Below are 23,262 nucleotides of genomic sequence, written 5' to 3'. Positions count from 1 at the left end.
AAATACCGCTCTACATTGGTGGCGGTGGAGGTACTGACCCACCAGGAACTGGCGGTGGACTCGGAGGTCCAAACAAATTAGCTAACTCCGCAACTTGTGCTGCAGGTAACCAGTTCGCCATGCCTTGTTTCCAAACCATGCTTTCACCAGTGATCTGACCCGCTTGAACGTGTTGAGCAAAAGCATTCATATCATAGGGACCATAGGATTGGCCGTTAACACTCACATGAAACTCAACATTAGCCGCACTATGACCTGGAGGTGGGGGTGGAGCCGAACTCGCTTGGGGAGCTGCTTGACCTCCGCCCATGGCGTTGCCCATTTGATTGGCCATGGCAAAACCCATGCCCATGCCCATACCACCGCCCATGGCTCCTCCTGCTTCACCAGGATTATTAGCAGCAGCTTCCATCGCATTCGCAGCTTGAAACTGTGAGTATTGATTCATATTACCCAATATCCCCATGCTAGAACGCTTGTCTAAAGCTTCTTCAACTTCCGGTGGTAAGGCAATATTTTCGATTAAAAACTTAGGGAGCTCAACTCCATATTCTTTGAATTCGGGCTCAATTTTGTCGTGAATAATATCAGCGATTTCATCATAATTTGACGCTAAGTCCAAAGCTGGAACTTTAGCTTCACCTAATTTGTCGGTAAAACGTGAGACAATAATATTTCTAAGTTGATCCGTAATTTCATCCGCTTCAAAAACACCGTCAGTTCCCACTAATGTTGTAATGAACGCACTAGGATTAACGACTTTAATTGCATAAGTCCCGAAGGCTCTTAAGCGAATCGGTCCAAATTCTGGATCGCGCATCATAATCGGATTTTTCGTTCCCCATTTACGATCCACTATCTGTGTAGTTGTAACAAAAATAACTTCAGCTTTAAAAGGACTTTCAAAGCCATACTTCCAGCCTTTCAGTGTCGAAAGAATCGGCAAGTTACTGGTCTGAAGTTCATACATACCCGGTTCAAAAACATCGGCAATTTGGCCTTCATTCACAAAGACTGCCGCCTGACCAGGTCGTACGGTGAGCTTTGCGCCGTATTTAATTTCATTGCCATAACGCTCGAAACGCCATGCTAAAGTTTCGCGATCATCATTGGTCCATTCAATGATATCGACAAATTCGCCCGTAAGTTTATCCCATAAACCCATATCTCTCTCCTATTTTAATGTAAAACTTGCCTCTGTAATCGAGGGTACTCATATATTTATATTATAGAACTTCAGCAACATTTTCAAGTTGTACAGTCTTTTTTTCATCTTAGTGCGAATCAAACAATTAAGAAAAACAACAACTGACTCATGACTCACAACACTTAACAAATTTTTAATACTATCACTTGAAAAATACTCGTATTGAGATTATATCTTAATATAGACTAACGAAAAGCACGTGATAGACATTATGAAAAAACCCATTTGCAAGCTCAGCAAGAGTGACCTAAGAGACAAGCTAGAAGAACTAGCTTCCATTGTTTCTAGTCCTCAATACCTCTGTGCCAAATGTGGTCGTGCAGCCAACAAAAAACGCAATTTGTGCAAAAGCATCGAAATCTAATTTTTTATTAAGATTTAGTCTAGTTTTCTATTTCATCATAGGCATTGTTTTCCCTTTAAATCGACTTAGGTTTAGAGCAAATTAAATAAAGGAAAACATTATGCTTAGCGACAAAATGATTGGTTTACTTAACAATCAAATCAACTTAGAATTCTATTCTTCCAACCTCTACCTTCAGATGAGTGCCTGGTGTGAATACAAAGCACTCGAGAGCTGTGCGGAGTTCTTACGTCTTCACGCTGAAGAAGAAATGACTCACATGAACCGCCTCTTCAAATACGTTGCCGACACAGGTGCACTCGCTAAAATTGGTGCGATTGACTCCCCTAAATCTGATTTTGAAGATATCATCGAGCTTTTTAAAGATATTTATGCTCATGAACAATTCATCACAGCGCAAATCAATGATCTCGCCCACGCCGCTTTTAGCGAAAAAGATTACTCTACCTTTAATTTCCTCCAGTGGTACGTTGGTGAACAACACGAAGAAGAGAAACTCTTTAAATCAATCCTCGACAAACTCGAAATGATTGGAACAAGCGGGAACAGCCTCTATTTCTTCGATAAAGAAATCGCTCTACTCACAAATGGTGAAAAATCTCACCAATCCACTGTTAACCTTTTCCCAGGTAACGAAGAGTAAGTCAATCTTCGCCACCTTTTACATATCAAAGCAATTACTTCGGTAATTGCTTTTTTTTGTACTTACATATTATAAGTACGCTCATTGCTCCTTCCCATTTTAGCTATAGCATACTCGAAATTTATACATCCTTGAAATAAAATTAAAATAGAATTTTTACGAGTCAATGATTTTAGCTTTCCCCGTATTTAGTCATTGTAACCAATAAAAACAGGAAGTTCATATGATGAAAAAATTACTACTGCTTATGCTCAGTTTCTTAGGCCTCGGAGGCTTGGCGGCTGAAAAACCAAATATCATTATTATTTATGCTGATGACATGGGACATGGTGACATATCCGTGATGAATCCCGACAGTAAAATCCCAACGCCCCATCTCGATAAACTTGCAACGACAGCCTTGCGCTTTGATGATGGTCACAGTTCTTCGGGCATCTGCACTCCAAGTCGCTACGCTTTACTCACAGGTAATTATCACTGGAGACGCATGCACGGCATTGTGAATTCTTTTGGCGCATCTGTCTTTGAGAAAAATGAAATGACTCTTCCCCGCATGCTTAAACAACAAGGCTACAAAACCGCCTGTATCGGTAAATGGCATTTGGGCTTTGATTGGAAAGCGATTATGATTGATCCAAAAGCCAAAGTAAAATCAGGAAAAAAGAGCGCTTACTCTCCCAAAGCTTTCGACTGGTCTAAGCCCATTCCTGGAGGGCCTTTAAGCATTGGTTTTGATTATTATTTCGGTGATGGCGTGATTAATTTCCCTCCTTATTGCTGGATCGAAAATGATCGTGTGACAGAAACCCCGACCGTCATGCTCGACCTCAAAGGAACCAAACCACCCGAAGGTGGTTGGGAATGCCGTCCAGGTCCTGCTGTAAAAGACTGGGATCACTACGCCGTTCTGCCGACACTCACGGACAAAACTCTCGACTACTTAGACCAGCAAAAAAAGGATGAAGCTTTTTTCCTTTACTTTGCTCTTCCTGGTCCCCATGCGCCGATCATTCCGAACAAAGAATTTATTGGGAAATCACAAGCAGGTCCCTATGGCGATTTTGTGTATCAAATTGACTGGATCACCGGCCAAGTTGTTAACAAACTCAAAGAAAAAGGTCTTTACGAAAACACACTACTTATCTTTACTGCCGATAATGGCCCCGAGCACTACGCCTATACAAGAGCGACAAAATTCAAGCATTACAGCCCTGGAAAACTTCGTGGGCTCAAACGCGATGTTTACGAAGGCGGCCACCGCGTTCCCTTTTTTATTTCTTGGCCCAATAAAATTAAAGCTGCTACTACGAATGAAACAATCAGTCAAGTTGACCTCATGGCAACTATCGCCAAAATCACTGGCGCTTCACTCAAAGAAAATGAAGCTGTGGATAGCTATAACATGCTCAACATCCTCATGGGAGAGAAAGCACAAAACGCTGTTCGTGAAGCCACAGTTCAAAACACTTTTGAGAATCAATTTGCTATCCGTCGCGGCGACTGGCTTTTCATTGATGCCAACACGGGACACCGCAGTCGGGTCAGTGCCGATTACTTGGCAAAGCATGGCTTTCACCCCATCAATAAAAAGGCTCCTGGCTTGCTCTACAATCTCAAAGATGACCTCGCACAGAAGAACAATCTTTATGATCAAAACCCTGAAATCGTTAAAGAGCTCAAAGCCCTCTTGACGAAGTACCGCGAATCAAAACGCAGTGCCCCTTTACTGGATTAGAGCTTAGCCTCAATAGATCTTGCAGCAGTCATACACTGCTGCAGGATTTCTTGACTATCACTTGCTTTAAGTTTGTGACTATTAATCGTCACACCAATGCTGCCAATAATCTTTTCACCGGCAAATACAGGGACGCAAATCCGACTTATTTCTGCGCGCTGATAGCGTTCTTTGCGAAGCAAAAACTTATTTTTGCGAATCTCGCAAAAATCATCCTCGACTTTTGTTTTTTCAAAATTAAAAGCTTCGTCACTTTTATCCATAAAACCTTGGCTCTTGACCTCACTCAAAAAGGGTAGAATGCAATAAATAAAGGCATTATTCGGCGAGTGTATTTCACTGCTCATCAATTTTAAATAGTGGTAGGAATTCGCCATTTCTTTTTTAGCTATCAACTTAATCAAATCTCCGTCGAACTCAAAAAAGGCTGCTGATTCTTGCGTACCATTTGCTAAAATCTTGACGGCTTCCGCCGCAATATCATGGAGAGCATTTTCTTGCAGTATGGTTTTTGCCAAGTTGATGCTTTCGCTTCCTAAACTATAGAGCCCTGTTTCAGAGTTTTTTACAAAAAAATCCCATTCGAGGTAAGTTTTTAAAATGCGCGACAGCACATTAGAACTCAGAGATGAATGATTTTTGATCTGCTGAAAACTCACTTCACCCTGCTGATTCGCTATGAATTTCAGAATAACTAATGCCTTAGGTAGAGTTCCGCTTAAATTTTTCATCATTGCCCATAGTTAAATTATTGAACTTATAAAAAACCTTCTATCCACATATTTTCAAGCAGAGCTCTAAAAATTAAATAAGACCTGAGCTTGAAAATTGAACTAAGTTAATTTATTTTACTTATAATTCAATTAATTAACCAAGGTAGTTTCATGAAGTCAGTTTTGTTTTTCCTCCTTTGCCTGCCATTACTTGCAGAACAAAAACCCAACATCCTTTTCATCATGTCTGACGACCACACCTCCCAAGCTGTGGGTGTTTACAATAGTCGTCTCGCAAAATTAAATCCCACACCAACAATCGACTCCATCGCCCAAGAGGGTATAATTATGACCAATGCCTTTTGTAATAATGCCATCTGCACTCCAAGTCGAGCTGCCATTATGACGGGGCAATACAGTGCGGTGAACGGCGTCACCACTTTGGGTGGCAAGCTAGATTCTGAACATCAATACCTAGCTAATGAAATGAAAAAAGCTGGCTACCAAACGGCTGTCATCGGTAAGTGGCACCTCAAACACCGCCCTGCCGCTTTTGACTACTACAAAGTTCTTCCAGGCCAGGGCAAGTACTTCAACCCTGAATTCTACGAAGGTAAACTTGGCGACACTAAAGGTGAGAAAGTAAAAATGGAAGGTCACTCTTCTGATTGTGTTGCGGATTCAACACTTCATTGGTTTAAAAACATCCGCAAAAAAGACCAAGCCTTTTTCCTCAAATTTCACTTCAAAGCACCCCATGATATGTTTGAATATGCTCCTCGTTATGAATCTTACTTAGCGGACACACATATTCCGGAACCAGCGAGCCTTTGGGATAATAAAAATAATGGTTCCATTGCCACACGCGGATATCAAGATGAATTAATCAACAAAATCGGAACTTCTATTGGTCGTAGAAACCACCGCCGTAACTACGCTAAAAAATGGGCAAAAGATCCTGATTTAAGTAACAAGCAAGCTAAATCACAAGCTTACCAAAGCTACCTAAAAGCATACTTACGCTGTGTCAAAGGCGTCGACGACAACCTCAAGCGTGTCATTGATTACCTCAAAGCAGAGGGTCTCTACGACAATACCGTCATTATTTATACAGGTGATCAGGGTTTTATGCTGGGTGAACATGACTACCAAGATAAACGTTGGGCTTATGAGGAATCTATGCGCATGCCTTTTATTGTACGTTACCCAAAAACTATTCCAGCTGGAAGCGCATCCGACGCCATTATTGAAAATGTCGACTACCCTTTAACCATGCTGGACTATGCTGGCGTGGCACGACCGAAGTACATGCAAGGCTATAGCTTTCGATCCATTCTTGAGTCCGGCGTCGAAAGTGAAAACTGGAAAAAAGCCGCCTATTACCACTATTGGATGCACATGGCACATCACGATAACCCTGCCCACATTGCGATTCGCACCAAACGCTACAAACTCATCCTTTTCTATGGGGCGAAAACAGACAGCGACCAGGCACAGACGCCACCCGCCTGGGAACTTTACGACCTCAGTAAAGATCCTAAAGAGAGCAATAATCTCTACGACAATCCAGAGTATCAAGAAATTATTAATAAGCTCAAAGCTGAACTCAAAGACTTGCGCCATAAATATAAAGAAGATGATCCTAAATTCGCCTGCAATAAAGTAATTGACGAATTTTGGGACTACAGCAGTGAAGATCGACAAAAGGCAATTGAACTTTCTCATGCTTATAAAAACTATAAAGCCCCTCTCAAAAAGAAGAAAAAATAAACTAGGAATCCATCAATGAAATATTGTTTGCTCATACTTTCCTGCCTCCATTTATTTGCGGTGGAAAAACCCAACATCCTTTTCATCATGTCTGATGACCACACTGCACAGGCCATCGGGGCCTATGGTGGACGTTTAGCTCCACTCAACCCTACACCCAACATCGATAAAATTGCTCGTGATGGCATCATCATGACCAACGCCTTCTGCTCAAATTCCATCTGCACTCCCAGTCGCGCCTCGATAATGACCGGACAATATGCTCACATCAACGGAGTTCTTGACCTCAAAGGTAGCATTGCCTCTGACCAACAATACCTCGCTCATGAAATGCGTAAGGCGGGCTATCAAACCGCAATGATTGGTAAGTGGCATTTAAAGAAGCGTCCTGCAGCCTTTGATTACTACAAAGTTTTACCCGGTCAAGGAAAATATTTTGACCCCAATTTCTTCGAGGGCAGCTTGGGAGATGAAAAGGGTTCACCCGTCGTTATGAAAGGGCATTCCTCAGATTGTCTCACTGATTCAGCTATTGATTGGCTCAGTAACAAACGTCACAAAAATCAAGCTTTCTTTCTCAAGTTTCATTTTAAAGCTCCCCATGATTTCTTTCACTATGCACCACGCTATGAAAGCTATCTGGCCGATGTCAAAATCCCTGAGCCAAGCAGTCTTTGGGACAACAAAAATAATGGTTCACTAGCGACAAAAGGCCACAAGGATGAACTCATTCATCATATCGGAACTTCTATTGGCATGCGCAATACGCGACGTAATTACGCTAAAACTTGGGCGAAAGGCATTAGCGATCCTACTACAGCAAAAAGAACAGCTTATCAAACCTACCTCAAAAAATACTTGCGCTGTGTCAAGGGCATCGATGATAACATGAAACGTTTGGTGGATTACCTCAAACAAGAAAAGATCTACGACAACACCATCATCATCTACACTGGTGACCAAGGTTTCATGCTCGGCGAGCACGATTACCAAGACAAGCGCTGGGCCTATGAAGAAACCATGCGTATGCCTTTCATTGTACGCTACCCAAAGGCGATTAAAGCGGGTTCAAAATCTGATGCAATTATCGAAAATATTGATTACCCCGCCATGATGCTCGATTATGCCGGTGTCAAAACGCCTACTTACATGCAGGGACGAAGCTTCAGATCAATTCTTGAAACAAAGCAAGAACCAAAAAACTGGAAACGAGCCGCTTATTATCAGTACTGGATGCACATGGCTCATCACGATAATCCCGCTCACATTGGCATGCGCACAAAAAAATATAAACTCATCCTTTATTACGGAGCCAAACCCGAAGATTCTCAGCCTGAAACTCCCCCAGCCTGGGAATTATATGACCTCGAAAAAGACCCCCAAGAATTAAATAATATCTATGAACTAGCCAGCCCCGACTTGATTGCGAAGCTAAAAGATCAATTCGCTCAAATGAGGCAAGAAAATGGTGCTGACCATGAAAAATTTATCGCTAACCAAGTCATTAATGAGTTTTGGGATTATAGCGAAGCAGATCGTCAAAAAGCCATCAAAATTTCAAATAAATACGCTGCATTCCGCAATGCGAAAGAGAAAAAATAGGAGAATTTATGAAACGCGTCATCATCATTTTTGTATTTATCAGCTTGTTCTTCAGTTGCACAAGTCTGCAGCAGCCAGACCTACAACTCGCCTCAATGGAGTTTAAACATATCCCAAAGGGTGAATTTGACATGGGCACTGCAAAAGGCAGTAGCGATCAACAACCCGTAAGAGAAATCACTATTTCACAAGACTTTTGGCTCGCCAAATTTGAATTCACTCAAGCGCAATGGCTGGGCTACATGAATAAGTCAATCCAAGAACAACGTGACTTAGCGAATCCCGATTGGTCATTGCGCGGAGTAGGCCCACATCACCCTATCTATTATGTTTCTTGGAATGAATGCCAAGAACTCATTGCCAAACTCAATCGTTATTACGCCAAAGAAATTCCGAGTGGATATAAAATTGCCTTGCCCACGGAAGCCCAATGGGAATACGCTTGCCAGGCCAACTACAGTCCAAAACCCCTTATGGATTTAAGTACGATTGCTTGGTTTGATGGCAATTCAGATGAACAAGCTCACCCCGTAGGAAAAAAGAACGCCAATCGCTGGGGACTGCACGATATGTACGGTAACGTTTGGGAATGGTGTTCAGACCGCTACGATCACTATGACGCCAATGAACTTATCGATCCAAAGGGTCCCGAAACAGGGAAAGTCCGCTCCTCGCGTGGAGCTAGTTGGCACGAAGGCGCTGGCGACTGCTACTCCGCCAAACGCGATTGGTACTCAGCTGATGGCCGTTTATATAACTTAGGTTTTCGCTTAGCGATTGTTCCTAAAGATTAACGCGGTTCTAAATAACCATTCGAACGCTGTTTTGGATTACCTTTATAATCTTTATTGAGGTAATTCGCATGCGACTTCTCTAAGCTTTTCATCTGTCCTTGCTCTTTATTTTTGAGGCTTACTGCAGCTTTTTGCGCATTATAACGCTTGTCTTTTTCTGGAAATTTTGCCTGCTTCTCTTCGAGCCAAGATTTTAATTTTTTAGCGAGCTCTTGAGCTTTCTCTGGATGACTCGATGCCAAATCATTTTGCTCACCAATATCATCAGAAATCTTGTAGAGTTCCTTGCGACCATCTTCATAGTAATGGATGAGCTTCCACTGGCCTGAGCGAATAATGGAAGAAGGCTCACCACCCTGATTACCGTAATGTGGGTAATGCCAAAACAAATCACGCTTAGGCATTTCCTTGCCCTGCATCGCTGCCTTTAAACTAAGGCCATCCACATGTTGCGCGGGCTTGAGTTCTAAACCCGCGAGGTCGAGAATAGTAGGGTAAAAGTCAGCGCCTGTTGCTGGCACTCCAATAAACTTCTCCTCATCAGCAATTCCTGGAACGTGAATATAAAAAGGCTGACGAATCCCCCCTTCCCACTGACGCCCCTTGCCACCACGTAGAGGTAAACAAGCTGTTGCGTAGGCATCGCCTGACGAAACGCCACCATTATCTGAAGTGAAAATCACTACGGTATTTTTATCTAAGCCTAATTCTTTTAATTTTTTAAGCACCACGCCCACACCTTCATCCATACTCTCCATCATGCCTGCATAAACCGGATTATCTTGGACTTGGCGCACCGCTTGTGTACGATCAAAGATGAAACGCTTATCGTTTTCCACCAAGCCCATTTTTTCGGCTTTCGCGCGGTACTTCTCCCATAATGAACGCGTCGTTTGAATCGGTGCGTGAACCGCATAAAAAGACATGAAAGCAAAAAATTTCTCATCCTTATTCGCTTCAATAAACTTCGCCGTTTCCATGCCTAAACGCACACTCAAACTTTCCCCGTCTGGCCCATCTTTCATTTTTGGATTGCCATAGGGTGAGAAAAAACCTGCTTCTTTACCATTGCCGTAAGGGCCACCTCTTTCATAACCACCCACATTAATGTCGAAACCGTGATCTTCTGGATAGGAACCCTCACCGCCCAAATGCCATTTGCCCGTGAAAAATGTTTTATAGCCCGCAGTTTTCATCGCTTCCGCAATCGTCATATCTTCTGCAGGTAAAGCTCGAACATATTCCGCTGGCATAACTTTTGTATTGCGTTTCCAACGCAAGCCCGAAGGCGCTCCAATATACTCAGTAATGCCATGTGTCGCCGGAAACTGACCGAGCATGATACTCGCTCTAGAAGGACTGCAAACTTGGCAAGTGGAATAACCATCCGTAAAGCGCGCCGAGCTCTTTGCTAAAGCATCTAAGTTAGGAGTCTCATGAAAAATGCTCCCCTCAGCACCAATATCTTTTATCCCCAAATCATCTGCAAGAATAAACACAAAGTTCATCGGTTTTGCGTACACCGCACAATTGATGAGTAAAAATAAGACAATCAGTTTTTTCATTTATGGCTCCTAAAATTTTCTTTATACTAATTCGACACCGAACTATCTCAACACCTATAGAACAGAGCCCAAAGCAATCTTATAACTCCATTCGCAAAAATAATCACATCTTGTGACTATTTTCATTATTTATGCTCAGCTTTTGTAAACATAAGCTATTAATTTCCTCCAAGCTATAAGATGATATATGCAAGGATTCATTTGATGAATTATTTAAAAACTCCAAAGGCGACATCAACTTGCGAATTTGATCATGTCTATTTTCATAGATTAATTCCGTTAGCCGCGCATAGATCATCGTCGTCTTAATATCCCGATGCCCAAGTATTTCTTGTATGGCCATGATCGGAACGCCTTTCTCCATCATATGAGTCGCATAGCTATGCCTCAAATTATGCACACTTACGCGCTTCATGATTCCACTCTCCAAAACCGCCATACGAAAAGCTCCCTGAACTGCGCCGATATACATGTGCTTATCTATATTAACCATATTAGATTTATCCCTAATCTGAGGAAAAATATAATTGGGGCTTCGATGGCTGAGCCAAAAATCATTTATCATCTGCAAACTTAAGTCCGGCAAAGGTACCAAGCGATCCCGGCAACCTTTACTATTACGAATATGAAGAATTTTGCGCTCAACGCAAATATCACTAGGCCTCATTTTTAATGCCTCACTAACCCGAAGCCCCATACTATATATTGCCGTCAAGCAGACACGATGGCGCCACCGTTTCACGTAACTCAACACGTGGGCGATTTCTTTTTGTGTCAAAACACTTGGTAATTTATGAACGGTCTGAATTCGTATAATCTTGCCCCAGTTAAATTCTCGAGAGAGCACATATTTATAAAAAAATGCTAAGCCACAACGATCACTCTTTACGGTTGGTACCGCATACGTTCTCAAAAGCTTCAAAAAATATTTTTTAAGATCTTCTTCTGTGATCTCATCTAATTCCAAAGTAAGCATTTTATTGATTCGGCGTAAAGCTCGTAGGTAGGAATCTCTTGTCCTGTGAGCTTTACCTTGTAAAAACAAGGCGCTTTTCATTAAATTGTAGAAGTGATCAAATTTGCTTTTCATTTTATGTCCTTTTGTTTGTGGTTTAATGACTCAAACCTAAGGATACATATCATGACTTAACTAAACTCTTAATAATGAAGCGAATTCATCTCCATTCTTATGCCTAACTAAGCTTGTTTAAAAGAAGCCCTTATACCAAGCGGTGCATAAAGCTTCGTAGGCTTTCTAGTGACTCCGTCGTTTTACTGAGACGGTCCATCATTAAAGCACCCTCTAAGGCACTAATAAATATAGAAGAGAGCTCTTCGTTCGAAAACTTCTCCTGAGGATACTGAGCGATTACTTCGCTTAGCCATTTGCGTAAAGCGCAAAAAGTCTCATTCACTCGACTTATCATTTCTTCACTCAAATGCTTTTGATCTATCGCCAACATCCCACAAACACAAAATTTCTGCTCTTGAGCAATTTCAATAAATTGATCAATGATTCCATCAATGACATCTTGTAGACTCGAACTTTCATCTAGAATTGACTGTAAATTTTGAGTAAACTCTTCTGTAAAAGCTTCTAAAACCGCAATAAATAAATCATTTTTATTTTTGAAATAATAATGCACACTGGAGGACTTGACTCCAACTGTGTCGGCTAAGTCACGAAAGCTAAAGCCATTAACTCCACCTTCTTGCAAGGCTCGGCATGCCTCTAAAATAATTTCTTCTTTTTTGCTCATTTTAAACCTCTACTTTTTATAAATCTATCACTAGATAGATAAAAATCTACTTTTTTTGATATTTGTAGTTGTTTTTAGTCAACACTCGCATTATCTATCACTAGGTAGCTAATCTATCTACTGATAGATAAGTTATTAAAATAAGGAAAACTCATGAAACTTTATCACACACAAATTGCCCCCAACGCTCGTCGTGCCAGAATTTTTATTGCCGAAAAAGGTCTCCTCGAAAATCTCGAACTCATTACGGTGAAATTGGGTGACGGCGAACATAAATCAGCTGATTTTTTAGCAAAAAACCCCTATGCTACTGTTCCTGTTCTAGAACTTGATGACGGGAGTTTTATCACTGAATCGCATTCAATTTCCCGCTATTTTGAAAGTTTAAGCTCAGGCATAAAACTATTTGGAGAAACTGCAAAAGAGCAAGCGACCATTGATATGTGGCAACGCCGCGCTGAATTGGGGGTTTTATTCTCCACTGGCCAATATTTTCATCATGCCACCCAAGGCATTGGGGACGATCGTTACCGTAACAACGAGTGGGGGCTTCATCAGCAAAGTCAACTACTCCTGCATTTAGCGATCATGGAGAAACAGTTACAGCATAATCCCTTCTTAGCTGGAGAAATCTATTCCATTGCAGACATCACCCTACTTTGCTCTTTAGACTTTGCACTTCATTTAAACTTGCTCACTCTCAATGACTACCCCAAGCTTTCTCGTTGGCATCAAGAAGTCAGTCAACGCCCATCGAGCGCCGCATAAACTATCAACTACTGGACTTCCCCCTGATTTATGGGGAGAGGTCTTTAAGGATCATCTATGAACTCACCATTTCATGAAGGCGAAATAAGTTTACAAAAAAGCCTAGGCATTGATCAACGCATGGACACATTTGGGCGCAAAGTCATTCGCGATTTCATGCCTGATCAACATCGGAAATTTTATTGTGAACTGCCCTATATTTTTTTAGGTCATCAAGACCCACAAGGAGATTTATGGGCATCCGTTTTATCTTCCCAAACAAACTTCATAAGTTCTCCTAATGAAAATGAATTAGCCATTAAAAACCTAATCCATGAAGAAGACCCACTATCAAAATCAATCGAACAAGGCTTAGTCGATGTCGGGCTCTTGGGAATTAATTTGGAGAATCGACGCAGAAACCGCCTGTCCGCTCGTATTAGCTCTGCCAATAAGGATCAGCTACAAATCCGCGTCAAACAGAGTTTTGGTAATTGCCCAAAATTTATTAGCAAAAGAAGATTACTTAGCAATAAAAATCATTCACCACAAGAAAAATCTACCCAAAGCAATTTCTTCACTTCATCTATGCGCAAGTTAATTAAGCAAGCCGACACTTTCTTTGTCGCAAGTAGTTCAGGAACTCACAACGACCAAAAATCATCCGGAGCGGATGTTTCTCACCGAGGTGGAGATCCAGGTTTCATCCAAATTGAAAATGATACCACGCTCTGCATTCCAGATTACTCAGGAAATGGACACTTCAACACACTGGGGAATTTCTTAATCAACCCTCGCGCAGGGCTTTTATTCATAGATTTTGAAAATGCCACCTTGATTAGTATGACTGGAAAGGCTGAACTTTTCCTTGATACGCCAAAAGAAAAGCACTTCCCTGGTGCCGAAAGGCTCTGGCGTTTTTATCTCAAACAAGCGATATGCATTCCCAATGCGCTTCCATTTAAATGGCAAAAAATCTAGCTATCGCCCCTATAACTCAATGCTTAATCGACATCAAAAAGCTAGGGCAATAAGCTCTCGAATCTTTGCAAAGGGCACTTTTTCACAGGCGGCAAATCCTTCTAGGGACTGAACTTTATTGCGGCTAAAGGCTGGGACTTTAATCCCTGCCAAGAAGCGACAAAAGAGCTCTGAACTCATTTGGTATTGACTCCCACTTGGTAACTTTTGTTTGAAGTCCTCTAGGTATTGCTGCACTTGCTCTTGGCTAGGCAAAGAAACTGCTTGGGAATAACTTAACTTAGCTAACTGACCTCGACAGACAGAACAATGCCCACATTGAGTCACCGCATCTTGATCATCAAAGTATTTGGCTAGTCCACAACTCAGACATTTCTGCGATTCAAAAAATTTCACCAAATTCGCAATGCGTTTGATTTCGCTCGCTTCTTTTTGCAAAAAGTATTGCGACAGGGAATCCACTAAAGATGAATCATTGAGTTCGGTTTCATTCACTTGATAGACGTCAGTAATCTTTTTACTCTCAAGGATAATCCAGTTCTTTTCATGTAAGTATTCAAGCGCGGTCACCATGCGATTGCGCTCCCCGCTCACTTGTTGGAAATTAGGCTCACACCAAACGCGTTTTCGCGACGATGATTGAAAGATCTTACTCAAATACTCTTGGCGTTCACCCTTAAATTTTTGAAGGATTTCATTTTCCTCTAAATTAAATTTAAAGCGGAAATCAGCGTAGTAAGAAAAGAGTGATTTAATAACACCTAACAACTCAAGTTGGACCAAAAGTGTTTTTAGCGGCAATTGACGAATATTACTCGCACTTGAGAGTGTGTTGAGCTGAACTTCCCAGCGTCCCTGCAGACTTTCCTTTTGAATCGCATTAATCACATGAGCGACGCCACTGGGCTCAGGTGTATCACCATAAACAAAATTCTCAACCGTGGTTAAACCATCCAAATTCGCCAAGGTTAAACATTGGGACTTCAAGCCATCACGCCCTGCACGACCAATTTCTTGGCTGTAATTCTCGATGGATTTCGGTAAATCAAAATGAATCACAAAGCGTATATCGGACTTATCAATCCCCATACCAAAGGCAATAGTGGCCACAATAATTTGATCCTGACTTTCCATAAATTGGGACTGAATCATTTGACGCTTATCATTGCCTAAACCGGCGTGATAAGCCACGGCATTGAGCCCTCGCTGAGCGAGAAAACTCGCCACTTCTTCTGCACTGTTCTGCAAAGTCACATAAACAATGCCCGAACCACTCTGCGCCTGCAAGATTTCGCCGAGCTTATTTAATTTCTCATTTTGCGCTGTTGGCAAAATACTCAAATCTAAATTGCTGCGATAAAAACCTGTCTGAACAATATTCTGAGGATCAATCGAAAACTTCCGACACATATCTTCTTTCACTTTTCGCGTTGCCGTCGCCGTCAGCAAAAGCACTAAGGGAATCTGAAACTGATTCCTGTAATCGGGAAGCTTGAGATAATCTGGACGAAAATTATGTCCCCATTCCGATATACAATGTGCTTCATCGACCACGAGCATCGAGAGCTCAATGCCTTCAATAAAATTTCGAAAACGCTCATTCTTGAAGCGTTCGACTGACACCATAAGTATCTTAATTTCGCCTCGTCGAATACCTTCTTGAGTCATACGCTGTTGCTCAAAACTCTGAGTCGAATCTATACTCGACGCCGCAATACCTTTAGAATGAAGAAAATCCACCTGGTCTTTAATCAAAGCCAGCAAGGGAGACACCACCAAGGTGAGCTTGGGCAAGTGCAACGCCGCGAGTTGATAACAAAGTGATTTGCCTGAGCCCGTGGGAAAGATAGCCAAGCTACTTTGCCCCTGAAGCAATTGACTAATCGTCTGTTCTTGGCCTTCGCGAAATTGCCCAAAACCAAATTTTTCTTTTAGTGATTCAGTTAAGGAATTCATTGACTACGACCATTTATTAGCGTTAGCACTTTCTCACTGGCGCTTGAAATATGTTCTTGGGTTTTACCCCATGGCAGGAAAGCGAAGTCGCGATCATTGAGAATTCCTAAGTCACGAAAGTCGAGTTCCTCCATTTCTTTCCAATAATTGCGAATGCGGTAACGGGTAATCGCCGTCGTAATCTGCTCATCCGAATAATTTGCGACATTCGCAAAAGGGTACTGTTTAATCTTTTGATCTTCGGATTCCACAATTGCGGTGGGTAACTCCCATTGATCCTTGAGCCATTCTCCCTGTCGTTTTTTATAAAAGAGCATTTCACCTTGTGAATTCTTCACTAAGAATCGCACTAATTTGAGTTCCGAAATCGCCACTTTTTGCTTTTCTTTTTTCACGGGAACAAGTTCAACTTTATGCTTAAGCCGAGCTTCGCAGGAATTCTGTAAAGGACATTCACCACACTTAGGATTGCGAGGTTTACAAATGGCTCGACCCAAATCCATTAGCGCTTCATTAAATTTGCGTGGTCCGCAAAGCTCAAGCGTCTTGGCAAAAGTTTTATTTTGAATCAAAGAGTGAACTGCTTTCTGAAGTTTGGGTCCCTGCTCGACTTCAATGAAAAAATAACGACTTAAGACGCGCTGCAGGTTTCCATCCACCGCGAGCGCTAATTGATTTCTGCCAATCGCCGTGAGGGCGGCCGCTGTATATGGGCCGACTCCAGGAACTTTCTGGAGTTCTTCTTCACCATCGGGGAATTCGCCCCCAGACTGATGAATCATCGTTACCGCCTTATACAAATTTTGAGCTCGGCGATAATAACCCAAGCCTTTCCAAGCTAAAGCTAGATCATTTTCGTCGGCATTTGCGAGGCTCGCGAGGTCAGGGAATTTTTCAAAAAAGCTTTCGTAGCGCGGCAAAACTGTTGCCACGGTTGTTTGCTGCAACATCACTTCCGAGACGAGCACACGATAGAGATCACGTACTTCACTGCGCCAAGGCAAATGAGAATAATTATCTTTTGACCAAGAAACTAAATCTTGGAAATCTTTCTCTATATTTTTTCTCATCTCATTCTCATATGAAGCATTAACACAAACTCGAGTAGCTAAAGTGTAGTTCAGCTTGACTGCGCTTCAATAAACAAACTTGAAAAACCTTAAGTTCCATACATTTTTCAAAGCAAAAACAAAAGGTTCCCTTCCTATGCTCAATATGGACTTCAGTAAACAATGTGTCATTCACTGGGACGAGCAAGATTGGCTCGCAAGCCCCTTAGCAGGTGTTTGGCGCAAAGCACTCGAGCGCGAAGCCGCTGAACACGGTCATGTGACGAGCATCGTGAAATACGAAGCGAACTCCTATTTCAATGAGCACCTCCACCCCCTGGGAGAAGAGATTTTTGTTCTCGAAGGGACTTTTTCGGATGAAACGGGCAACTTCGGACCCGGGACATACATTCGTAACCCACCCGGCAGTAAGCATAAACCCTTCAGTAAAGAGGGTTGTATTATTTTCGTAAAGCTCAATCAATTCAACCCCGACGATAGTGAATCACTACGGGTTGACACCCATAAAGCTGACTGGCATCAAGGCGCAGGAAATCTACAAGTCATGCCCCTCCATAATTTTTTAGGGCATAATACGGCCCTGGTCAAATGGCCTGCTAATGAAGTTTTTCAGCCACATCGCCATATGGGAGGCGAAGAAATTTTTGTCATTAGTGGAGAGTTCATTGATGAACATGGCTCTTACCCCAAATACACTTGGTTGCGAAGTCCGCATAATAGTCAGCACTTCCCACGCGTCGAAAAGGAAACTTTGATCCTCGTAAAAACGGGGCACCTGCCAAGTTAAATTATTTCTCCGAAGGATAGGCCTAAAACAAAGGTGAAGGCAAAAAAGCAAGGGTAGAACAATTTTATCTTGTCCGGTAAATCTTGTCGCTGGGCATGGGCGTAGCCTAAGCAACAAAGAACGAGGGAGAAACCAGTTACAGTCGCAACTGAATAAGTGGTGATCATAAACACCATCAAACATAGGTGACTGAACAGTGGCTTTTTGTTGCATAGAAATAAAACTCCAATGATGGCTTCGATTAAAATTGTCCACCAAGTCAAAAACAGTGCCAAGGCATTCACTTCTGCAAGTCCTTGTAAAAGCATTTCACTTTGTTGCGAATCTCGCATCAGTTTCATGGCGGCGGCATTAGCTTCTAAGACTGATTTATCGACTTCAGTTAGAAGTATGGTAAAAACTTTAAAGCGCCCGTCCATCAACAGGGTGAAACGAAAAAAGTCTCCATTCATATACTCAGGGTGAATGGCTTTTGCTAAGACCGCAAAAAGCATCGATCCGGCAATAAGATAACGTGCGGACTGGGCACAAAAATCTTTGAATAAGTCTTTATTTTGCTTGGTCGCCAATAAGGCCAAGTACAAAGTAAAAAACCAATAGGCAATTAGATATTTATGATTATCGCTACTTCCCCAACTATAAAAAATTGCGAAGCCCTGCAAAGATGTTAGGGCGAGCCAGAAATCTTGGTGCTTACCAAACTTTGGGAAAAATAGCGCCAGTAAGACCAAGCAATGGAACGCAGCTGCAACGTGACCTCTAGGTGCGGTCGCCAGAAGGGCTAATAATAAGGACATTCGCAATAACATAGTCATTTGGCACGCCACTTATGGCTAAGGATTTTTTCGGCTCGCACTCTACCTTTTTCATAGATGAGTTCATTTATATCAACTTCGATTTCAACGGCACTTTGCCCTAAGGAATTAATACGTAAATACTCATCACTGTCGCCATGACGATGTTTCCACTTTAAGAGTTTAATCTCTTCAAGAAACTCAAGTAACTTGGCTTCTTTCGGGAAAGATCTAAGCTGATCATAAACAGCCATTTTCGAAAATTGTTTTGATGAGACTAATTTTTCTTGTCCATCGGCAAAATTGAGGCGGACATGAACCCTTCTCATGCCGGGGTTCTTCAGACTCGAGAACATGCCAAAGCCACCGCCTTTCCATGGGCTCAAGTCACTAAAGTTACTCATGGCCAGTTGAAAAACCGCCACAATAACTAAAATCAAAACAGGAAGGTAATAAAGGGGGGAGAGCTTACTCTTCTTCGCGGTCATTCTCGTATTCTTCTATCTCAGACTCTACCTCTTCTTCCTCATAACTGTGCCAGTCACAAGAAGTTGAACTAACGAATAAAAAAGCCAATCCTATAATAAAAAGGGGCCTAAAATATTTATTTTTCATTGCACTCTCCACTGAATTATTCACTAAGGGTACAATAGAAAACCTTCGAAATCAATATTGATATATTAATATTCAATGAGTTACGTCAATAAAAACTACTCTTCGGCCAGGCGCTCATACTCTTCTATCTCGTTTTTGCGCTCTTCTTCCTCTTCTTCACTAAAGGTGTACATCTTGCATGAGCACGAAGTCGTACTCACAAAGAGGAAAGTTAAGCAAATGATAAACAGCGGCCTAAAGTATTTTTTCATTCTTCCGCCAGTTTTTCGAACTCTTCATCTTCGTGCTCTTCTTCATGTTCATGCGTCGTATAAATACCACAAGATGTTGTCGTATTATGCGCAATCAAAAAGCTTAAGCACACAATTACAAAAGGTCGTATATATGTCGTCATGGATAAATAGGCTCCAAATTAGTGGTTTTTAAAAGTATAATTCCTAGTCTTTCGAATACAAATAAAAGATTTTTTGGGCATTTGTAATAAATGTGCTAAGGTAAAAAAACTAATTTTATGGATAAAAAATGAAAGCGGATATTATAGATCGACTGAGCGAAAGACTCAAGCACTCAGAATTAGGAGAGGAACAATCCTTCTTACTTCACCTCGTGCGCGAAAAAAGCTCCCTCGATACCATTTTTAATACCATTCGCGAGGGCATTGTCGTTCTCGATGAAGCTTACGACATCACTTACCATAATCAAGCCGCCCAAGAATTGCTTGGACTAACCAATGATGCTAAGGGCCAAGCTCTCACAAAATTTGTCCCTGAACTCAAAGTCAATGAGATGATCCCCTCAGAGAATGGCTTCAAGCGTCAGGAACTCGAAATTTCTTATCCAGAATTTCGCCACCTCATCTGTACCATTGTTAAACAAGATGAAATCGACGGCTACATCATCGTCATTCACGACAACACAGATCTCCACAATCAAAGTCAATCACAGAACGAGAGCGAACAACTTCGCCTGCTCACCATGTTGGCTGCGGGAGTCGCCCACGAATTGGGGAATCCACTCAATAGCTTAAATATTCACCTACAACTGCTCAACCGCCTCATGAAACAGATCGAAGGCGACGAGGGCGATGAAGCTCGGGAATTACTCGGCGTTGCTTCGGGAGAAATCGAGCGACTCGACACCATTATTCGTCAATTCTTAGGTGCTCTTCGCTCCGACAAGCCTGAAATGAAAGCCATTGAGCTCACCTCCATTTTACGAGAAGCGCTGCAGTTCATGACCAAAGAAATTGAAGATCGCAATATTGAGCTCGAAATCTCGATCCCGGAAAGAACACCTCCTATCGAAGGGGACGAAACTCAACTCAAGCAAGCCTTTTTCAACATCATGAAAAACGCCATCCAAGCCATGCCTCAGGGAGGTAAACTTGCCCTACTTTGCACGGGTGACGACGATTTCATTAACATCAGCTTTGCCGATACAGGTGGAGGTATTGACCTCAATAAAATTGGGAAAATCTTTAATTCCTACAAAAGTGATCGCCATAGTGGCACAGGCCTCGGCATCTTTATTGTAGAAAAAATTATCCGCGAACACGGTGGGCGCCTCGATATAAGCTCCGCAGAAGAAAAAGGTACCATCCTCACCATCTCCCTTCCACGCTTGGGGAAACGCATTCGCATGATTAGCACCAACACAAATCAAGAGATTTCAGATGAATAAAAAGAAAATACTAATTGTTGACGATGAGATCCACACCTGCCAAGGCTTAGCCCGCGCACTCAAATATGAATGGGAAACTTTTACGGCGTCCAATGGCAAAGAAGCGATTAAAATTTTTGAAGACAACCCAGTCGACATCATTTTAACCGATGTCAAAATGCCTGGAATGAATGGCATTGAGCTTTTACGTCAGCTCAAAAACATTCGCCCTGAAACTCCAGCGATTGTCATGAGTGCCTATAACGAAACGGAGACAGTGGTCGACGCCGTCAAAGCAGGCGCTTACGATTTCATCACAAAACCCTTTCGTCTCGATGACCTGGACGGAGTTTTAAAAACTGCCGTCCAAGCAAGCCCAAGTTTTCAATTACCGAGCACCAAAAAAGCAACTTCAGCTCAGCTACCTGCAATTGCGCAAACCGCAAAAGGCTCCAAGAATTCTCCACAGATCATTTATCAATCTGTGGCTATGGAAAACGTTCTGCGTACTGTTCAGCAAATTGCGCCTGCACGTTCCTCAGTATTAATCACTGGTGAAACTGGTACGGGTAAAGAGGTCATTGCCAAAGCCATTCACGCCGCGAGCACTCGTTCCAAAAAAGCTTTCATTGCCGTTCATTGTGCCGCTCTCAATGCCAACCTCTTTGAGAGTGAACTCTTCGGCCACGAAAAGGGCTCCTTCACTGGCGCCAATGAAAAACGCATTGGTCGCTTCGAAGCCGCTGATGGTGGCACACTTTTCCTCGACGAAATTGGTGAAATTGATGCCGCAACCCAAGTTAAACTCCTGCGCATTCTCGAGAGCCGCTCCTTTGAACGCGTCGGCGGAAACGAAACACTCTATTCAGATGCGCGACTCATTGCCGCAACCAATCGCGACCTTCGCAAAATGGTTCAAGCTGGCGAGTTCCGAGAAGACCTCTATTATCGCCTCGATGTCATCAACCTTGAACTGCCACCTCTGCGTGATCGCCGAGAAGATATCCCTGCCCTACTCCAACACTGGCTCATTTCTTCAGTTACTGAGAATCAATTGAATGTCAAAGGCTTCACCGCGGATGCGATGGCACGCCTGTGCACTTATGATTGGCCTGGTAATGTTCGCGAACTCCGCAATGTCGTGGAGCGCATGGCCGTTTTATCTCAGCAAGAATACCTTGACCTCCCCAATCTACCGGATCACGTTTTACTCGGTGAACAACAATTGAGCGAGACTGCAAAAATAGAAGACAAAGACAAAGCACTTGATGTGGCAGAAAACGAAAAAGTACTTATTTTGAAGGCCCTCAAAGAATCTAACAATAATCGCACCCTTGCAGCGGAACGACTTGGCATGAGCCGACGCACCCTGCACCGTCGACTCAAACAATTTGGAATCACCTAAAATGTCCGAAGAAAAAGTAGCCATCTACCCAGGATCTTTCGATCCTTTGACCTTTGGGCATTTGGATGTTATCGAAAGAGCCGCCAAGCTTTTCGATAAACTCATTGTACTCGTGGCTGTCAATGCCTCAAAACAAGCTCACTTCAGCTTAGATGAAAGACGCGGTCACATTATTGATATATGTCAGCATATTCCCAACATCGAAGTCCATTCAATTAGCGGTCTCCTCGTTGAAGCACTCAACAACTTTGATGCCTGTGCCGTCGTTCGTGGCTTACGCTCAATTTCCGATTTCGAATATGAAATCCACATGGCGATGATGAATCGCGACCTCAATCCAAAATGCGAAACCGTTTTCTTAATGCCGAGCCCCGAAACATCTTTTGTTTCCTCTCGAATGATTCGCGAAATCGCTCGCCTGGGTGGAGACATCGCCAAATTTGTTCCGCCAATTATCGCTGATGCTTTAAAGGAGAAATACCATGCCCCTTCACCCTCTACAGATAAATAAGTTTCACATCCCCGAATTCGGGATGAAAATCGAAGACGAAATCGATTCGTCTATCATGGGACTCCCCACTTCTTATCGTGAAAAATCTTACGGCCCAATGCAAGCTAAGTTGGACGTGAGTTTACTCGATCAAATGGACACCTTATTAATAAGGGGCCATGTAAGTGTGGATATGCAATGCAATTGCGATCGTTGCAACTCAGACTTCACTCATCTTCTCGAGTCAGAAGAAATTTGTCATCATATTGAAAACTGTCCTGACATTATTGATTTGACAGAATACATACGTGAGGATATACTCCTCACTTTTCCGCAACACTACCTGTGCAGTGATGACTGCCAAGGACTATGCTCAGGATGTGGCGCGAACCTCAATAAAGAGAGTTGCCAATGCTCAAAACCGGATAATGGTGGCTCTTTTGACAATATTTTAGATAATCTAAATTTTGACTAATTTTTTAAAGTTAAGACAAGGAACACAACATGGCACAGCCAAAAAGAAAGACATCAAAGATGAAAAAGCGTCAGCGCAAAGCATCTTACGCTTGGAAAGGTATCCAAACTCAATTATGTGATTGTGGCGC

26 protein-coding genes are annotated in these 23,262 nt (G+C 42.4%); 14 read left to right on the top strand and 12 right to left on the bottom strand.

Translation table 11 applies throughout. The annotated features are described in order from the left end of the window. Positions 1-10: 10 nt before the first annotated feature. Positions 11-1,165, bottom strand: coding sequence for an SPFH domain-containing protein (locus LNTAR_RS22265; protein WP_007281030.1), 1,155 nt, complete (start codon positions 1,163-1,165; stop codon positions 11-13). Between the two features lie 253 nt (positions 1,166-1,418). Here LNTAR_RS22265 and LNTAR_RS27675 point away from each other — a divergent pair, with 253 nt between their 5' ends. The 3 genes from LNTAR_RS27675 to LNTAR_RS22255 all read left to right on the top strand — a co-directional run bounded on the left by LNTAR_RS27675 (position 1,419) and on the right by LNTAR_RS22255 (position 3,949). After that, positions 1,419-1,571 (top strand): hypothetical protein, encoded by a 153-nt coding sequence (locus LNTAR_RS27675; RefSeq protein WP_193363971.1) that lies wholly within the window; start codon positions 1,419-1,421, stop codon positions 1,569-1,571. 100 nt (positions 1,572-1,671) lie between these two features. Continuing rightward, positions 1,672-2,214 carry a non-heme ferritin gene (gene ftnA / locus LNTAR_RS22260; protein ID WP_007281028.1) on the top strand — a complete coding sequence of 181 codons (543 nt, stop codon included), beginning with the start codon at positions 1,672-1,674 and terminating at the stop codon, positions 2,212-2,214. A gap of 223 nt (positions 2,215-2,437) precedes the next feature. Next, the gene (locus tag LNTAR_RS22255; RefSeq protein WP_007281027.1) at positions 2,438-3,949 is read left to right on the top strand and encodes a sulfatase family protein; all 1,512 of its coding nucleotides are present in this window, start codon (positions 2,438-2,440) and stop codon (positions 3,947-3,949) included. On the opposite strand, the gene LNTAR_RS22250 is transcribed toward LNTAR_RS22255, so the two are convergent. Then, positions 3,946-4,683, bottom strand: coding sequence for an IclR family transcriptional regulator (locus LNTAR_RS22250; RefSeq protein ID WP_157473792.1), 738 nt, complete (start codon positions 4,681-4,683; stop codon positions 3,946-3,948). The genes LNTAR_RS22255 and LNTAR_RS22250 overlap by 4 nt on opposite strands. 150 nt (positions 4,684-4,833) lie before the next feature. On the opposite strand from LNTAR_RS22250, the gene LNTAR_RS22245 reads away from it, so the two are divergent. The 3 genes from LNTAR_RS22245 to LNTAR_RS22235 are packed head-to-tail and all read left to right on the top strand — an operon-like array spanning position 4,834 to position 8,828. After that, positions 4,834-6,432 (top strand): sulfatase family protein, encoded by a 1,599-nt coding sequence (locus LNTAR_RS22245; RefSeq protein WP_007281025.1) that lies wholly within the window; start codon positions 4,834-4,836, stop codon positions 6,430-6,432. Positions 6,433-6,447: 15 nt separating this feature from the next. Beyond that, positions 6,448-8,034, top strand: coding sequence for a sulfatase family protein (locus tag LNTAR_RS22240; RefSeq protein WP_007281024.1), 1,587 nt, complete (start codon positions 6,448-6,450; stop codon positions 8,032-8,034). A gap of 8 nt (positions 8,035-8,042) precedes the next feature. Further along, the gene (locus LNTAR_RS22235; protein WP_007281023.1) at positions 8,043-8,828 is read left to right on the top strand and encodes a formylglycine-generating enzyme family protein; all 786 of its coding nucleotides are present in this window, start codon (positions 8,043-8,045) and stop codon (positions 8,826-8,828) included. On the opposite strand, the gene LNTAR_RS22230 is transcribed toward LNTAR_RS22235, so the two are convergent. The 3 genes from LNTAR_RS22230 to LNTAR_RS22220 all read right to left on the bottom strand — a co-directional run bounded on the left by LNTAR_RS22230 (position 8,825) and on the right by LNTAR_RS22220 (position 12,153). Continuing rightward, positions 8,825-10,393 (bottom strand): sulfatase, encoded by a 1,569-nt coding sequence (locus LNTAR_RS22230; RefSeq protein ID WP_007281022.1) that lies wholly within the window; start codon positions 10,391-10,393, stop codon positions 8,825-8,827. The two genes, LNTAR_RS22235 and LNTAR_RS22230, sit on opposite strands and share 4 nt — an antisense overlap. Before the next feature lie 103 nt (positions 10,394-10,496). Further along, a complete protein-coding gene (locus LNTAR_RS22225; RefSeq protein ID WP_007281021.1) occupies positions 10,497-11,483 on the bottom strand; it encodes a tyrosine-type recombinase/integrase in 987 nt (328 codons plus the stop codon). A gap of 130 nt (positions 11,484-11,613) precedes the next feature. Beyond that, positions 11,614-12,153, bottom strand: coding sequence for a TetR/AcrR family transcriptional regulator (locus tag LNTAR_RS22220; RefSeq protein WP_007281020.1), 540 nt, complete (start codon positions 12,151-12,153; stop codon positions 11,614-11,616). A 153-nt stretch (positions 12,154-12,306) separates the two neighbouring features. On the opposite strand from LNTAR_RS22220, the gene LNTAR_RS22215 reads away from it, so the two are divergent. Together LNTAR_RS22215 and LNTAR_RS22210 are read left to right on the top strand one after the other, a co-directional pair. Then, positions 12,307-12,921, top strand: coding sequence for a glutathione S-transferase family protein (locus LNTAR_RS22215; protein ID WP_007281019.1), 615 nt, complete (start codon positions 12,307-12,309; stop codon positions 12,919-12,921). 57 nt (positions 12,922-12,978) lie between these two features. After that, positions 12,979-13,881 carry a pyridoxamine 5'-phosphate oxidase family protein gene (locus LNTAR_RS22210; RefSeq protein WP_007281018.1) on the top strand — a complete coding sequence of 301 codons (903 nt, stop codon included), beginning with the start codon at positions 12,979-12,981 and terminating at the stop codon, positions 13,879-13,881. A gap of 33 nt (positions 13,882-13,914) precedes the next feature. Here the strand turns inward: LNTAR_RS22210 and LNTAR_RS22205 are convergent, their stop codons facing one another. Both LNTAR_RS22205 and LNTAR_RS22200 read right to left on the bottom strand, forming a co-directional pair. Beyond that, positions 13,915-15,837 (bottom strand): RecQ family ATP-dependent DNA helicase, encoded by a 1,923-nt coding sequence (locus LNTAR_RS22205; protein ID WP_007281017.1) that lies wholly within the window; start codon positions 15,835-15,837, stop codon positions 13,915-13,917. Beyond that, the gene (locus tag LNTAR_RS22200; RefSeq protein WP_007281016.1) at positions 15,834-16,907 is read right to left on the bottom strand and encodes an A/G-specific adenine glycosylase; all 1,074 of its coding nucleotides are present in this window, start codon (positions 16,905-16,907) and stop codon (positions 15,834-15,836) included. The genes LNTAR_RS22205 and LNTAR_RS22200 overlap by 4 nt, the downstream gene beginning before the upstream one ends. A gap of 136 nt (positions 16,908-17,043) precedes the next feature. Here LNTAR_RS22200 and LNTAR_RS22195 point away from each other — a divergent pair, with 136 nt between their 5' ends. Next, positions 17,044-17,694: a cupin domain-containing protein gene (locus LNTAR_RS22195; RefSeq protein WP_007281015.1), complete on the top strand. Its 651-nt coding sequence runs from the start codon at positions 17,044-17,046 to the stop codon at positions 17,692-17,694. Here the strand turns inward: LNTAR_RS22195 and LNTAR_RS22190 are convergent. The 5 genes from LNTAR_RS22190 to LNTAR_RS27420 form a co-directional block, all read right to left on the bottom strand. Then, the gene (locus tag LNTAR_RS22190; RefSeq protein WP_007281014.1) at positions 17,691-18,509 is read right to left on the bottom strand and encodes a hypothetical protein; all 819 of its coding nucleotides are present in this window, start codon (positions 18,507-18,509) and stop codon (positions 17,691-17,693) included. The genes LNTAR_RS22195 and LNTAR_RS22190 overlap by 4 nt on opposite strands. Next, complete coding sequence (locus LNTAR_RS22185; protein WP_007281013.1) at positions 18,506-18,976, bottom strand: hypothetical protein; 471 nt, start codon at positions 18,974-18,976, stop codon at positions 18,506-18,508. Before LNTAR_RS22185 ends, LNTAR_RS22190 begins: the two co-directional genes overlap by 4 nt. Beyond that, positions 18,957-19,103, bottom strand: a complete 147-nt coding sequence (locus LNTAR_RS27430; RefSeq protein WP_157473790.1) for a hypothetical protein — start codon at positions 19,101-19,103, stop codon at positions 18,957-18,959. The genes LNTAR_RS22185 and LNTAR_RS27430 overlap by 20 nt, the downstream gene beginning before the upstream one ends. A gap of 95 nt (positions 19,104-19,198) precedes the next feature. Further along, positions 19,199-19,354, bottom strand: coding sequence for a hypothetical protein (locus LNTAR_RS27425; protein WP_007281012.1), 156 nt, complete (start codon positions 19,352-19,354; stop codon positions 19,199-19,201). After that, positions 19,351-19,497 (bottom strand): hypothetical protein, encoded by a 147-nt coding sequence (locus tag LNTAR_RS27420; protein WP_007281011.1) that lies wholly within the window; start codon positions 19,495-19,497, stop codon positions 19,351-19,353. Before LNTAR_RS27420 ends, LNTAR_RS27425 begins: the two co-directional genes overlap by 4 nt. A 128-nt stretch (positions 19,498-19,625) precedes the next feature. Between LNTAR_RS27420 and LNTAR_RS22180 the strand changes: the two genes are divergently transcribed. The 5 genes from LNTAR_RS22180 to rpmF form a co-directional block, all read left to right on the top strand. Continuing rightward, complete coding sequence (locus LNTAR_RS22180) at positions 19,626-20,783, top strand: two-component system sensor histidine kinase NtrB (protein ID WP_007281010.1); 1,158 nt, start codon at positions 19,626-19,628, stop codon at positions 20,781-20,783. Continuing rightward, the gene (locus tag LNTAR_RS22175; protein WP_007281009.1) at positions 20,776-22,167 is read left to right on the top strand and encodes a sigma-54-dependent transcriptional regulator; all 1,392 of its coding nucleotides are present in this window, start codon (positions 20,776-20,778) and stop codon (positions 22,165-22,167) included. Before LNTAR_RS22180 ends, LNTAR_RS22175 begins: the two co-directional genes overlap by 8 nt. Position 22,168: 1 nt before the next feature. Further along, positions 22,169-22,678 (top strand): pantetheine-phosphate adenylyltransferase, encoded by a 510-nt coding sequence (gene coaD / locus LNTAR_RS22170; protein ID WP_007281008.1) that lies wholly within the window; start codon positions 22,169-22,171, stop codon positions 22,676-22,678. Continuing rightward, a complete protein-coding gene (locus LNTAR_RS22165; protein ID WP_007281007.1) occupies positions 22,650-23,132 on the top strand; it encodes a YceD family protein in 483 nt (160 codons plus the stop codon). Before coaD ends, LNTAR_RS22165 begins: the two co-directional genes overlap by 29 nt. 29 nt (positions 23,133-23,161) lie before the next feature. Then, positions 23,162-23,262, top strand: a 101-nt coding sequence (gene rpmF / locus LNTAR_RS28495; protein WP_007281006.1) for a 50S ribosomal protein L32, incomplete at its 3' end; no start/stop codon positions are given.

Source organism: Lentisphaera araneosa HTCC2155 (assembly GCF_000170755.1).
Lineage (GTDB): Bacteria > Verrucomicrobiota > Lentisphaeria > Lentisphaerales > Lentisphaeraceae > Lentisphaera > Lentisphaera araneosa.
The sequence above is the reverse complement of the archived record's forward strand: the minus strand, read 5'-3'. Positions and strand labels throughout refer to the sequence as shown.